This window comes from Streptomyces sp. CB09001, assembly GCF_003369795.1.
GTDB lineage: Bacteria > Actinomycetota > Actinomycetes > Streptomycetales > Streptomycetaceae > Streptomyces.
In genome coordinates this window covers 1,256,536-1,269,007 of the sequence record NZ_CP026730.1, presented here as the reverse complement: position 1 = coordinate 1,269,007, position 12,472 = coordinate 1,256,536, and the positions used below count along the sequence as shown (strand labels likewise).

The 12,472-nt window shown below is 71.6% G+C and carries 14 protein-coding genes; 7 read left to right on the top strand and 7 right to left on the bottom strand.

Going from position 1 to position 12,472, the window contains the following annotated elements; translation table 11 throughout:
- Window positions 1-2 precede the first annotated feature (2 nt).
- Both C4J65_RS05960 and C4J65_RS05955 read right to left on the bottom strand, forming a co-directional pair.
- Window positions 3-233, bottom strand: a complete 231-nt coding sequence (locus C4J65_RS05960) for a hypothetical protein (protein WP_115741437.1) — start codon at window positions 231-233, stop codon at window positions 3-5.
- 223 nt (window positions 234-456) lie between these two features.
- Complete coding sequence (locus C4J65_RS05955) at window positions 457-855, bottom strand: DUF3099 domain-containing protein (RefSeq protein ID WP_205350961.1); 399 nt, start codon at window positions 853-855, stop codon at window positions 457-459.
- A gap of 259 nt (window positions 856-1,114) precedes the next feature.
- Here C4J65_RS05955 and C4J65_RS05950 point away from each other — a divergent pair, with 259 nt between their 5' ends.
- Window positions 1,115-1,396, top strand: a complete 282-nt coding sequence (locus C4J65_RS05950; RefSeq protein ID WP_003977004.1) for a GlsB/YeaQ/YmgE family stress response membrane protein — start codon at window positions 1,115-1,117, stop codon at window positions 1,394-1,396.
- Between the two features lie 88 nt (window positions 1,397-1,484).
- Here the strand turns inward: C4J65_RS05950 and tyrS are convergent, their stop codons facing one another.
- The 3 genes from tyrS to C4J65_RS05935 all read right to left on the bottom strand — a co-directional run bounded on the left by tyrS (window position 1,485) and on the right by C4J65_RS05935 (window position 5,888).
- Window positions 1,485-2,753 carry a tyrosine--tRNA ligase gene (tyrS, locus tag C4J65_RS05945; RefSeq protein ID WP_115741435.1) on the bottom strand — a complete coding sequence of 423 codons (1,269 nt, stop codon included), beginning with the start codon at window positions 2,751-2,753 and terminating at the stop codon, window positions 1,485-1,487.
- 45 nt (window positions 2,754-2,798) lie between these two features.
- Window positions 2,799-4,196: a metallopeptidase TldD-related protein gene (locus C4J65_RS05940; protein WP_115741434.1), complete on the bottom strand. Its 1,398-nt coding sequence runs from the start codon at window positions 4,194-4,196 to the stop codon at window positions 2,799-2,801.
- 168 nt (window positions 4,197-4,364) lie between these two features.
- The gene (locus C4J65_RS05935; protein ID WP_115741433.1) at window positions 4,365-5,888 is read right to left on the bottom strand and encodes a TldD/PmbA family protein; all 1,524 of its coding nucleotides are present in this window, start codon (window positions 5,886-5,888) and stop codon (window positions 4,365-4,367) included.
- Between the two features lie 275 nt (window positions 5,889-6,163).
- Here C4J65_RS05935 and fabG point away from each other — a divergent pair, with 275 nt between their 5' ends.
- Together fabG and fabI are read left to right on the top strand one after the other, a co-directional pair.
- Window positions 6,164-6,868 carry a 3-oxoacyl-[acyl-carrier-protein] reductase gene (fabG, locus tag C4J65_RS05930; RefSeq protein ID WP_115741432.1) on the top strand — a complete coding sequence of 235 codons (705 nt, stop codon included), beginning with the start codon at window positions 6,164-6,166 and terminating at the stop codon, window positions 6,866-6,868.
- Between the two features lie 5 nt (window positions 6,869-6,873).
- On the top strand, window positions 6,874-7,641 hold the full coding sequence (fabI, locus tag C4J65_RS05925) for an enoyl-ACP reductase FabI (RefSeq protein ID WP_115741431.1): 768 nt from the start codon (window positions 6,874-6,876) through the stop codon (window positions 7,639-7,641).
- A 105-nt stretch (window positions 7,642-7,746) separates the two neighbouring features.
- Here the strand turns inward: fabI and C4J65_RS05920 are convergent, their stop codons facing one another.
- Window positions 7,747-8,439 (bottom strand): FadR/GntR family transcriptional regulator, encoded by a 693-nt coding sequence (locus C4J65_RS05920; protein WP_115741430.1) that lies wholly within the window; start codon window positions 8,437-8,439, stop codon window positions 7,747-7,749.
- A 58-nt stretch (window positions 8,440-8,497) separates the two neighbouring features.
- Here C4J65_RS05920 and C4J65_RS05915 point away from each other — a divergent pair, with 58 nt between their 5' ends.
- The 4 genes from C4J65_RS05915 (at window position 8,498) to C4J65_RS05900 (ending at window position 11,050) form a co-directional block, all read left to right on the top strand.
- The gene (locus C4J65_RS05915; RefSeq protein WP_205350960.1) at window positions 8,498-9,856 is read left to right on the top strand and encodes a CynX/NimT family MFS transporter; all 1,359 of its coding nucleotides are present in this window, start codon (window positions 8,498-8,500) and stop codon (window positions 9,854-9,856) included.
- Window positions 9,857-9,932: 76 nt separating this feature from the next.
- Window positions 9,933-10,049 (top strand): SGM_5486 family transporter-associated protein, encoded by a 117-nt coding sequence (locus tag C4J65_RS37030; RefSeq protein WP_037922852.1) that lies wholly within the window; start codon window positions 9,933-9,935, stop codon window positions 10,047-10,049.
- 183 nt (window positions 10,050-10,232) lie between these two features.
- Window positions 10,233-10,439, top strand: coding sequence for a hypothetical protein (locus C4J65_RS05905; protein WP_115741429.1), 207 nt, complete (start codon window positions 10,233-10,235; stop codon window positions 10,437-10,439).
- A gap of 92 nt (window positions 10,440-10,531) precedes the next feature.
- Window positions 10,532-11,050 (top strand): histidine phosphatase family protein, encoded by a 519-nt coding sequence (locus C4J65_RS05900; protein WP_115741428.1) that lies wholly within the window; start codon window positions 10,532-10,534, stop codon window positions 11,048-11,050.
- Window positions 11,051-11,134: 84 nt separating this feature from the next.
- On the opposite strand, the gene serB is transcribed toward C4J65_RS05900, so the two are convergent.
- A complete protein-coding gene (gene serB / locus C4J65_RS05895) occupies window positions 11,135-12,379 on the bottom strand; it encodes a phosphoserine phosphatase SerB (RefSeq protein ID WP_115741427.1) in 1,245 nt (414 codons plus the stop codon).
- Between the last annotated feature and the right edge of the window lie 93 nt (window positions 12,380-12,472).

The following is a 12,472-nucleotide window of genomic DNA, read 5'->3' as shown; positions in this document are numbered from 1 at the left end:
CCTCAAGGCCTGCCGGAGTCCTCCGGGGCTTCCCACTCGGCGAGCGGGACCACGTCCTTCAGGAAGTCCCGCACTCCGAGGAACTGGGACAGGTGCTCGCGGTGCTCGTCGCACGCGATCCACGTCTTGCGGCGCTCCGGAGCGTGGATCTTCGGGTTGTTCCACGCCAGCACCCACACGGCGGGGGTGCGGCAGCCCTTGGCGGAGCAGATCGGGGTGGTTTCGTCACTCACGGTTTCGTCTCACAGGTCCACGCACGAGGTCCGCACACAAGGCGACGCCGAGCAGCCACGGGGGGAGCTGCCCGGCGTCGGTCCGTCGCTCCGACGGGGGATGCGGAGCGCGTACGAAGTATGTCACGGCTCACCCATCGCCCGGCACCGGAACAACACGATTCATCTGAGCATTTCTTCGGCCTGGCGCGGAATCGACGCCCCGCGCGGAGAGGCGTCGCGGTCACGCTCGGCCACGTGGCTCACCAGCCGCACCCGGCCCCGGATCGGCGGTCGCGCCCTCCGGAACGGATTCCGCCGCACCGTTCCCGCCCCGCGGCGGCATGATCATCGGCGGGGTCGGCGCCGTCACGAACGTCGACGGCAAGGATGGCGCGTTCTCGCGCCCGGCGTTGGCGATCACGACCGCGATGTAGGGCAGGGCGGCCCCGACGATCAGGGCCACGATCGCGACGTGCCGTTCCACGTTCCACAGGCAGACCGCGAGGATCACCGAGGCCGTACGGATCGACATCGAGATGATGTACCGCCGCTGCCTCCCGCGCACGTCCTCCTGGAGGCCCGTCCGGGCCCCGGTGATCCGGAACACCTCGGCACTGCCGCCGGTACTCTGCTTCCGCATCTGGTTCCACCATCCGCCCGCATCGGACTCGCCCCGCCCCGCTCTCGTCCGCGGCCGCTCGGGGACTCCGGTCCCGGACAACTCTCCACGGTACGCCGCGCCTGCGCCGCTCACGAGACCGGGGCACCCCGGTCCGGCCGCACCACGTGCGCCGTCCGGACCGGGCCGGTACCCCGTTCGGCCGTACCCGGCATGCGCCGTACGCGGTACGCCCGAACACTGGTGGCATTGCTCCGTAGAGCCGGACGAGGAGGCAGCCATGGGCTGGTTGTGGGCGATCATCGTGGGATTCGTGCTCGGATTGATCGCCAAGGCGATCATCCCCGGCAAGCAGCACATGCCGCTGTGGCTGACCACCATCTGCGGCATGATCGGCGCGATCATCGGCAACGCGATCGCCCGCGCGGCCGGCGTCGAGGCGACGGCCGGAATCGACTGGTGGCGGCACCTGTTCCAGCTGGTGGCGGCGATCATCGTGGTCGGCCTCGGCGACGCCGCCTACGCGTCGGTACGCGGCAACAGGCGACGCGAACGCGCCTGACCCCGCTCCGGACCCGTCCCGTACGGCGAAGGGGCGGTCTCCGGCAGCCGTACGGCTGCCGGAGACCGCCCCTCGCGCGTGCGCCCGCTCAGGCGCCGGTGATCTCCACCGCGGCCAGGTTCTTCTTGCCGCGGCGCAGCAACAGCCAGCGCCCGTGCAGCAGGTCCTCCTTGGCGGGGACGGCGTCCTCGCCGGCGACCTTGGCGTTGTTCACGTAGGCGCCGCCCTCCTTCACCGTGCGGCGCGCGGCGGACTTGCTGGCCACCAGGCCCACCTCGGCGAACAGGTCGACCACCGGGGCCGGCTCGGCGACCCGGACGTGCGGCAGCTCGGAGAGGGCCGCGGCCAGCGTCCGCTCGTCCAGCTCCGCCAGGTCGCCCTGGCCGAAGAGGGCCTTCGACGCGGCGATCACGGCGGCCGTCTGACCGGCGCCGTGCACCAGCGTCGTCAGCTCCTCGGCGAGCGCGCGCTGCGCGGCCCGGGCCTGTGGACGCTCCCCGGTCTGCCGCTCCAGCTCCTCCAGCTCCTCACGGGAGCGGAAGGACAGGATGCGCAGGTACGTCGAGATGTCCCGGTCGTCCACGTTCAGCCAGAACTGGTAGAACGCGTACGGCGTCGTCATCTCCGGGTCCAGCCAGACGGCGCCGCCCTCGGTCTTGCCGAACTTGGTGCCGTCCGCCTTGGTCATCAGCGGGGTCGCGTAGGCGTGCACGGACGCGTCCGGCTCCAGCCGGTGCAGCAGGTCGAGGCCGGCCGTGAGGTTGCCCCACTGGTCGCTGCCGCCCTGCTGCATCGTGCAGCCGTACCTGCGGTAGAGCTGGAGGAAGTCCATCGCCTGGAGCAGCTGGTAGCTGAACTCCGTGTAGCTGATCCCCTCGGACGACTCCAGGCGCCGGGCGACGGAGTCCTTGGTCAGCATCTTGTTGACCCGGAAGTGCTTGCCGATGTCCCGCAGGAACTCGATCGCCGACAGACCCTCGGTCCAGTCGAGGTTGTTGACCATCACCGCGGCGTTCTCGCCCTCGAAGGACAGGAACGGCTCGATCTGGCCGCGCAGCCGCTGGACCCAGCCCGCGACGGTCTCCGGCGAGTTCAGCGTGCGCTCCGCGGTCGGGCGCGGGTCGCCGATCTGGCCCGTGGCCCCGCCGACCAGCGCCAGCGGCCGGTGCCCGGCCTGCTGGAGCCGGCGCACGGTGAGCACCTGCACCAGATGCCCCACGTGCAGCGAGGGCGCGGTCGGGTCGAAACCGCAATAGAACGTGACGGGACCGTCCGCGAGCGCCTTGCGCAAAGCGTCCTCGTCGGTGGACTGGGCGAACAGCCCGCGCCACTTCAGCTCGTCGACGATGTCCGTCACGGTTCTCGTGTCTCCTTGAGTGGTCTCGCGAAATCAGGTACGAGGTTATACGCCCTGACTGACAGAGCTCATATTGAAATCGGGGACCCGCAGCGCCGGCATCGCGGCCCGGGTGAACCAGTCGCCCCACTCCCTGGGCAGCGTCTTCTCCGTCCGCCCGGCCTCCGAGGCCCGCCCCAGCAGACCCACGGGCGACTCGTTGAACCGGAAGTTGTTCACCTCGCCGACGACCTCGCCGTGCTCGACGAGGTAGACGCCGTCCCGGGTCAGTCCGGTCAGCAGCAGCGTCGCGGGGTCGACCTCGCGGATGTACCAGAGGCAGGTGAGCAGCAGTCCGCGCTCCGTGTCCGCGACCATCCGGTCGAGGGAGCGGTCCGGGTCGCCGCCGTCCAGGATCAGGTTGCCGCTCGCCGGCGTCACCGGCAGCCCGGTCAGCTCGGCGCCGTGCCGGGTGGTCGTCAGCCGGTGCAGCTCGCCCTCCCGGATCCAGTCGGTCGCGGTCACCGGCAGCCCGTTGTCGAACACCGACTGGTCGCCGCCCGAGGAGTGCGCGACCACGAACGGCGCGCTCTCCAGCCCGGGCTCGTGCGGATCGCTGCGCAGGGTCAGCGGCAGCGCGCCGAGTCGCTCGCCGAGCCGGGTGCCGCCGCCGGGCTTGGAGAACACCGTGCGCCCCTCGACCGCGTCCCGCCCGGACGCCGACCAGTACTGGTAGATCAGCAGGTCCGCGACCGCGGTGGGCGGCAGCAGCGTCTCGTACCGCCCGGCGGGCAACTCCACCCGCCGCTCGGCCCAGCCGAGGCGTACGGCCAGCTCGGCGTCGAGCGCCGCCGGGTCGACGTCCTTGAAGTCCCGGGTGGCCTGCCCCGCCCACGCCGACCGGGTGCGGTCCGGCGACTTGGCGTTCAGCTCCAGCGTCCCGTTCGGCTGGTCGTGCCGCAGCCTGAGCCCCGTCGAGGTGCCGACGTAGGTCGACGTCATCTCGTGGTTGGCGAAGCCGTACAGCTCCCGGCCGCCCGCACGCGCGCGGGCGAACGCCTCCCCGAGCGCCGGCGCGAAGTCGGCGAACACCGCCGACGAGGTCTCGGCGGGCGCGTCGGCGAAGTCCGGCGACCCCGGCCCGCCCGGGACCAGTGGCTGTGCGTCCTCGGCCGGACCGGCCCCCCGGGCGGCGGCCTCGGCGGCCCGCACCAGGGGCTCCAGCTCGTCCACGGTCACGGCCGACCGCGACACCACCCCGGACGCCGTGCCCTCCCGCCCGTCCACGGTGGCGACGACCGTCAGCGTGCGCCCGCGCGTGACGCCGTTGGTGGTGAGCGCGTTGCCCGCCCAGCGCAGGTTGGCGGTGGACTCCTCGTCGGCGATGACGACACACCCGTCGGCCCGGGACAGCTCCAGCGCCCGCTCGACGATCTCGTGCGGCTTGCTGCTGCGGACGCTCATCGACCGGCCTCCTGCGTCGTGTTCAGGCTGTGCTTTCCCGGGGGACGACCCCCGGACCCCCGGCCAATGCCGGTGCCGGCGCTCATCGACCGGCCTCCTGCGTCGTGTTCAGGCTGTGCTTTCCCGGGGGACGACCCCCGGACCCCCGGCCAATGCCGGTGCCAACGCTCATCGACCAGCCTCCTGCGTCGTGTTCAGAATGTTGACTCCCTTGAAGAGGGCGGACGGGCAGCCGTGCGAGACGGCCGCGACCTGGCCCGGCTGGGCCTTGCCGCAGTTGAAGGCGCCGCCCAGGACGTACGTCTGCGGGCCGCCGACGGCCGCCATCGACCCCCAGAAGTCGGTGGTCGTCGCCTGGTACGCCACGTCCCGCAGCTGCCCGGCGAGCCGCCCGTTCTCGATCCGGAAGAAGCGCTGGCCGGTGAACTGGAAGTTGTAGCGCTGCATGTCGATCGACCAGGAGCGGTCACCGACGACGTAGATCCCGCGGTCGACGCCCCCGATCAGATCCTCGGTGGACAGCCCGCCCGGGTCCGGTCGCAGCGACACGTTGGCCATGCGCTGCACCGGCACGTGCGCGGGGGAGTCGGCGTAGGCGCACCCGTTGGACCGCTCGAACCCGGTGAGCCTGGCGATCCGCCGGTCCAGCTGGTACCCCACCAGGGTGCCGTCCTTCACCAGGTCCCAGGACTGGCCCGCGACGCCCTCGTCGTCGTACCCGACGGTCGCGAGCCCGTGCTCGGCCGTGCGGTCGCCGGTGACGTTCATCAGCTCCGAGCCGTAGCGCAGCTTGCCGAGCTGGTCGAAGGTGGCGAAGGAGGTCCCGGCGTAGGCGGCCTCGTAACCGAGGGCGCGGTCCAGCTCGGTGGCGTGGCCGATGGACTCGTGGATGGTCAGCCACAGGTTCGACGGGTCGACGACCAGGTCGTACAGCCCTGCCTCGACGCTCGGCGCGCGCATCTTCTCGGCCAGCAGCTCCGGGATCTCGGCCAGCTCCGTCTCCCAGTCCCAGCCGGTCCCGGTCAGGTACTCCCAGCCTCGCCCGGCCGGCGGGGCCAGCGTGCGCATGGAGTCGAACTCGCCGCTGGAGTCGTCCACGGACACGGCGGTGAGGACGGGATGCAGCCGTACCCGCTGCTGGGTCGTCGTGGTCCCGGCGGTGTCGGCGTAGAACTTGTTCTCGTGCACGGTCAGCAGCGAGGCGTCCACGTGGTCGACCCCGTCGGCCGCCAGCAGCCGCGCGCTCCAGCCGGCCAGCAGCGCCGACTTCTCCGCGTCCGGCACGGCGAAGGGGTCGATCTCGTACGCCGAGACCCAGGTCTGGTCGGCGTGCACGGGCTCGTCCGCGAGTTCCACCCTCTCGTCGGACCCGGCCGCCCTGATCACCTGCGCCGACAGCTTCGCCATCGCCACCGCCTGCGAGGCGACCTTGGCGGCGGCGTCCAGGGTCAGGTCCACGCCGGACGCGAAGCCCCACGTACCGCCGTGCACCACCCGTACCGCGTACCCGAGGTCGGTGGTGTCCGAGGACCCGGCGGGCCTGGCGTCCCTGAGCCGCCAGGAGGCACTGCGCACCCGCTCAAGGCGGAAGTCGGCGTGCTCCGCACCGAGGGCACGCGCACGGGCGAGGGCGGCGTCGGCGAGGGCGCGTAGGGGGAGTGCCGTGAAGGCTTGGTCGATGCTGTGAGGCACCTGCGTCTCTTTCTGTCGACATGACCGGTCGTCTGCCGCGACACCGGGGGCTGCGCCGCATCATGTCGCGTCGGCGGCCCGGCGACCACAGCTTTCCCCCCGCTCCGGGGCCTTTCTGTAGGGACCCGACAGTGAGTCCCGTAAGCCACTGTGGGTGCCCGAGTCTTTGACGGAGTCGGGGGACCGATAGATTTTCGAGGAAGCCGCCTGCTGTCGCCGTCCGCCGTACGGGTGACCGGGCGGGTGCGCCAGACCGCTATCGAAAGGGTGATCCGATGAGCCGCTCGGTTCTCGTCACCGGAGGAAACCGGGGCATCGGCCTCGCCATCGCCCGCGCCTTCGCCGACGCCGGCGACAACGTCGCGATCACGTACCGCTCGGGTGAGCCGCCGGAGGGCTTCCTGGCCGTCAAATGCGACATCACCGACACCGAGCAGGTGGAGCAGGCCTACAAGGAGATCGAGGAGACACACGGTCCCGTCGAGGTCCTGGTCGCCAACGCCGGCGTCACCAAGGACCAGCTCCTGATGCGCATGTCGGAGGAGGACTTCACCTCCGTCGTCGAGACCAACCTCACCGGCACCTTCCGCGTCGTCAAGCGCGCCAACCGCGCCATGCTGCGCGCCAAGAAGGGCCGCGTCGTCCTCATCTCTTCGGTGGTCGGGCTGCTCGGCTCCGCGGGGCAGGCCAACTACGCCGCCTCCAAGGCCGGGCTGGTCGGCTTCGCGCGCTCCCTCGCCCGTGAGCTGGGATCGCGCAACATCACCTTCAACGTCGTCGCGCCCGGCTTCGTCGACACCGACATGACCAAGGTGCTCACCGACGAGCAGCGGGCGAACATCGTGTCGCAGGTGCCGCTGGGGCGGTACGCGCGGCCGGAGGAGATCGCCGCCACGGTGCGGTTCCTCGCCTCGGACGACGCCTCGTACATCACTGGAGCCGTCATTCCCGTTGACGGCGGACTGGGAATGGGTCACTGATCACCATGAGCGGAATCCTCGAGGGCAAGCGCGTCCTGATCACCGGTGTGCTGATGGAGTCCTCCATCGCCTTCCACGCCGCCAAGCTGGCCCAGGAGCAGGGTGCCGAGATCATCCTGACCGCCTTCCCGCGGCCCACGCTGACCGAGCGCATCGCCAAGAAGCTGCCCAAGCCCACCAGGGTCATCGAGCTGGACGTCACCAACGACGAGCACCTCGCCCGGCTCGCCGACATCGTCGGCGAGGAGCTGGGCGGCCTCGACGGTGTCGTGCACTCCATCGGATTCGCCCCGCAGGACGCGCTCGGCGGCAACTTCCTGAACACGCCGTTCGAGTCGGTCGCCACCGCCATGCACGTCTCGGCGTACTCCCTGAAGTCGCTGACCATGGCCTGCCTGCCGCTGATGCAGAACGGCGGCTCGGTCGTCGGCCTCACCTTCGACGCGCAGTACGCCTGGCCGCAGTACGACTGGATGGGCCCGGCCAAGGCCGCGCTGGAGGCCACCAGCCGCTACATGGCCCGTGACCTGGGCAAGCAGAACATCCGCTGCAACCTGGTCTCGGCGGGCCCGATCGGGTCCATGGCCGCCAAGTCCATCCCGGGATTCAGTGACCTGGCCGCCGTGTGGGACAGCCGTTCCCCGCTGGAGTGGGACCTGAAGGACCCGGAGCCGGCCGGCCGCGGCATCGTCGCGCTGCTGAGCGACTGGTTCCCGAAGACCACGGGCGAGATCATCCACGTCGACGGCGGTCTGCACGCCATCGGCGCCTGAGCGGACGCCACGCCGGAGGGCCCGCATCCCGTACGGGGTGCGGGCCCTCGCGTCGTCACGGCAGGTGTGCCACCGGAGCGGCGCGGGTCGGCGGAGCGGCGCGGGTCAGTGGTCCGAGGGCGGAGCGAACAGCGCCGGCCGGCACACGAACGGATAGGACGCCGCCTCCTCGGCCGCCGTCGCGGCGTCGCCCGCGCGGATCGCGTCCACCAGCCGGGCGTGGTCCATGTGCAGGGCCGGGGACATGCCCTCGCCCACGTCGCCACGCAGCCAGTCCCGCATCACCTCGCCCAGGTCCGCGTACATCGCCGTCATCACGTTGTTGTGCGAGGCGGCCACGACCGCCAGGTGGAACGTGGCGTCCGCCGACACGAACGCCTCCGCGTCACCCGACTCCCAGGCCTCCTCCCGGCGCAGCAGCAGGCCGTCGATCTGCTTGAGGTCCTTCTCCGTGCGCCGCTCGGCGGCCAGGCGCGCGGCGGCCGACTCCAGCGTGGAACGCAGCTCGGCGATGTGCCGGGGGTCGGCGTCGGCGAAGCGGCGCTGCATCACGCCGGCCAGCTCGCTGGTCGCCACGACGTACGTGCCCGAGCCCTGGCGGATGTCCAGCAGACCGTTGTGGGCCAGGGCGCGGACCGCCTCACGGACCGTGTTCCGGGCGACGCCGAGCTGCTCGACCAGCTCGGGCTCGGTGGGGATGCGGGAGCCGACCGGCCACTCGCCCGACGCGATCTGCTGCCGCAGCGCCGCGATGACCTGCTCGGACAGTGCCGAACGACGGGGATGGCTCAGCGGCATGGCTCACCTTCGTACACGGGGGGACGAGCGAGTGGACAATCAATCATCCCATGATTCTATGATGGGTCTCATGGCTAGTGACGAAACCCGGACGGAGACACGTACGGAGACACGCGCGGAGGTACGCACGCAGGGGCGTGCCGGGGACGGTGCGTCCGAGGTACCCGGCGAGGCATCCGCCACGCGCGCGTGGACGACGTGGACGACCCGTCTGCTCATCCTCGGCATCGTCCTGGCCGCGGTGAACCTGCGCCCCGCCATCACGAGCCTGGGCGCCCTCCTGGAGGAGGTCCGCGACGGGCTCGGCATGAGCGGCAGCATCGCCGGACTGCTCACCTCCGTGCCCCCGCTCTGCTTCGCCGTCTTCGGCGTCACCGCCCCCCGGCTGGCCCGCCGCTTCGGACCCGGCGCGGTGGTCTGCGCCGGCATGGTCGCCATCACCGCGGGCCTGCTGATCCGTCCGTACGCCGGCGGCACGGGAGGCTTCCTGGCCGCCACCGCCCTGGCGCTGATGGGCATCGCGGTCAGCAACGTCCTGATGCCGGTCATCGTCAAGCGCTACTTCCCCGACCGTGTCGGTTCGATGACCGGCCTCTACTCGATGGCCCTCGCCTTCGGCACCTCCGTCGCGGCGGCGGCGACCGTGCCCCTGACCGACGCGCTGGGCGGTCACTGGCAGCCCGGCCTCGCGGTCTGGGCCGTGCTGCCCGCGCTGGCCGTCCTGCCGTGGATCCCCTTCGTGCGGAACCGGAAGGCACCTGCCTCCACGGCGCCGTCCACGCCGCGGCCGGAGGGCGAGCGGTCCACCGAGAAGCCCGCGGAACAGCCCCCGCTGCGGATCACCCGCAGCCGCACGGCCTGGGCGCTCGCCGTCTTCTTCGGCCTCCAGGCCACCGCCGCCTACATCACGATGGGGTGGATGGCGCAGATCTTCCGGGACTCGGGCCTCTCCGCCGGCACCGCCGGGCTGCTGCTCGCCGTGATCATGGTGATGGGCGTGCCGCTCGCCTTCGTCATCCCGCGTGTGGCGACCCGCCTGCCCCACCAGGGCCCGATCGTGGTGGTCCTGGGCCTGTGCGGGCTCGCCGGATACGCGGGGCTGTACTTCGCGCCGGTCGGCGGCGCCTGGGCCTGGGCGCTGCTGCTCGGCGTGTCCAACTGCGCCTTCCCGCTGGCGCTGACCATGGTCGGGATGCGGGCCAGGACCGGGGCGGGCGTCGCCCAGCTGTCCGCCTTCGCGCAGAGCACCGGCTACCTGATCTCCATCCCGGGTCCGCTCCTGGTGGGCGTGCTCTACCAGCACAGCGGCGGCTGGGGGCTGCCGATCGCGCTGATGAGCGCCCTGATGGTGCCGCAGATCGTGGTGGGTGTCCTGGCGGGGCGCGACCGCACGGTGGAGGACGAGGCGGCCCGCTGACCCGGCCGCGCGGCGCGCCGGTCCCCGCGGTCGGCCCGCCGGGAGCGGACCGGGCGGGGGATGCGAGACTTGCCGTATGCCAGTCCTCGACCCGAATCCCCAGCACGGCCAGAAGAAGATGCTGATCGTCTTCGGTGCCTTCCTCGCGATCTTCGTGATCATCGGCGTCATCGCGACGATCGCCTCACCGTGACCGCGCCCCCGTCGCCCGGGTGGTGGGGTTAACCCCCCATCCCTTAGGGGGTGAGGGTCAGGGTCAAGTGGGTGGACCTCCGGATGGGTTGGGCCCCGCGGATTCCGTAACTTCGAGATGTGCCCGCCACAGGCGGGCCGCGGAGCACGGACCAGGGACGCCCGAAGACCAGCGGAGGCACTCATGTCGGCCCCTACCCACACCCGGCCTCCCCAGGCGACCCGGGGCGGCGTCGAGACCCGGCTGCCCTGGTGGGCCCTCGCCCTGCCCGTGCTCGCCTTCTTCGCGCTGCTCCTGCTGATACTCAATCCCGCCGACGCCCAGGCGGCCGCGGAGCAGCCCGCGACGGCCCACCTTCTGGAGCGGCTGGAGCAGCTGACCCTGCGCTGAGCGCCGGCCGCAGGCCCCCGCACGCGTCCCGCGGTGAGCCCTCATGTCAACTCCCAGAGCCCCATGGCCTGTTTCATGCGAAGCTGGAAGACATGAGCGTCGCAGAACCCCGCAGGATTGTTCTCTTCCGGCATGCGAAAGCCGACTGGCCACAGGTGACCGACCACGAGCGGCCGCTCGCCGACCGGGGCCGCATGGACGCCGCGGAGGCCGGGCGCCGGCTCGCGGACACCGGCGTGCCCTTCGACCAGGCCCTGTGCTCCACCTCGGCCCGGACCCGCGAGACCTGGAAGCTCGCCGTCCAGGAGTTCCCGCACCGGCCGAAGACCGTCTACGAGGAGCGGATCTACGAGGCCTCGCCCGGCGAGCTGATCGCCGTGCTCAACGAGACCCCCGACGACCTGCGGAACGTGCTGGTGATCGGCCACAATCCGGGCATGGAGGCGCTGACCGAGATCCTGTCCGGATCGGCCGAGGACGAGGTCCGCGAGCGGATCGACCGCCGGGGCTTCCCGACCGCCGCCTTCGCCGTCCTCACCTTCACGGGCTCCTGGAAGGACGTGGAGCCCGGCCGGGCCGCCCTGGTCGACTACTGGGCGCCGACCGACTGACCCGCCGCCCCCACGCGACAGGGCACGGCACCCTCGCGGTCCGGGCCCTCGCCGCGCCGGGCGTCCGTCGGTTCCTGCGCCCGGTCAGGGCCGCTCGGCGGGCAGACCGAGGCCGTCGCCGAGATCGTCGTCCAGCGTGTCCGCGGCCTCGACCTCCTCGCGGGTGATGCCCAGCAGATAGAGCACCGTGTCGAGGAAGGGCACGTTCACGGCGGTGTGCGCCGCCTCGCGCACCACCGGCTTGGCGTTGAAGGCGACCCCGAGTCCGGCCGCGTTCAGCATGTCCAGGTCGTTGGCACCGTCACCGATCGCGACGGTCTGCGACAGCGGTACGCCCGCCGCGGCGGCGAACCGGCGCAGCAGCCGCGCCTTGCCCGCCCGGTCCACGATCTCCCCGGTGACCCGCCCGGTCAGCCTGCCGTCGACGATCTCCAGCGTGTTGGCCTGGGCGAAGTCCAGCCCCAGCTGTTCCTGCAAGGCGTCGGTGACCTGGGTGAAGCCGCCGGAGACGACCCCCACCTGGTAGCCGAGCCGCTTCAGCGTGCGGATCAGGGTGCGGGCACCCGGCGTCAGCCGCACCTCGGCGCGCACCTTGTCCACCACCGAGGCGTCAAGACCGGCCAGCAGGGCCACGCGGGCGTGCAGCGACTGCTCGAAGTCCAGCTCCCCGCGCATCGCGGCCGCCGTCACCTCGGCGACCTCGTCCTCGCAGCCCGCGTGCGCGGCGAACAGCTCGATGACCTCGTCCTGGATCAGCGTGGAGTCCACGTCCATCACCACCAGGCGCTGCGCCCTGCGGTGCAGCCCCGCCGCGACGACCGCGATGTCCACGCCGAGCGCCGCCGCCTCGGTGGCCAGCGCCGTGCGCAGCGGTTCGGTCTCCACGCCGGAGACCGCGAACTCGACGGCGGTCACCGGGTACTTGGCCAGCCGGAAGATACGGTCGATGTTGCTCCCGGATTCGGTGATCCGGGACGCTATGGCGGCGGTGGCCTCCGCGGTGAGCGGGTGCCCGAGCACCGTGACCAGGGAGCGGCCGAACCCGCGCGGCCGGTTGTCGCCGATCCCCGAGATGATCTCCGCCTGCAGCTTCAGCGACTCCGCCCAGCTGTGGACGGTCGCCCGCAGATCGCCCTCCAGACCACGGGGCGGCTCGGTCACGAGCGCGCACAGCACGATCCGGCCACGCGTGACGACCTGCTCGATGTCGACGACATCGACGGAGTACGCGGCGAGAGTGTCGAACAGGCCGGCCGTGATGCCGGGCCGGTCCTTGCCGAAGATCTTGACGAGGAGAGTGGGAACGTCAGAGGTCTGCGAAGCGCTCATGGTGTTCCAACCGTATCCGGCACCCCGTGCCGCCCGCGCCTCAGGTCCGACTGGCGGACAGGAACGGCACCCCTGCACTCCTGCCCGCCGGGG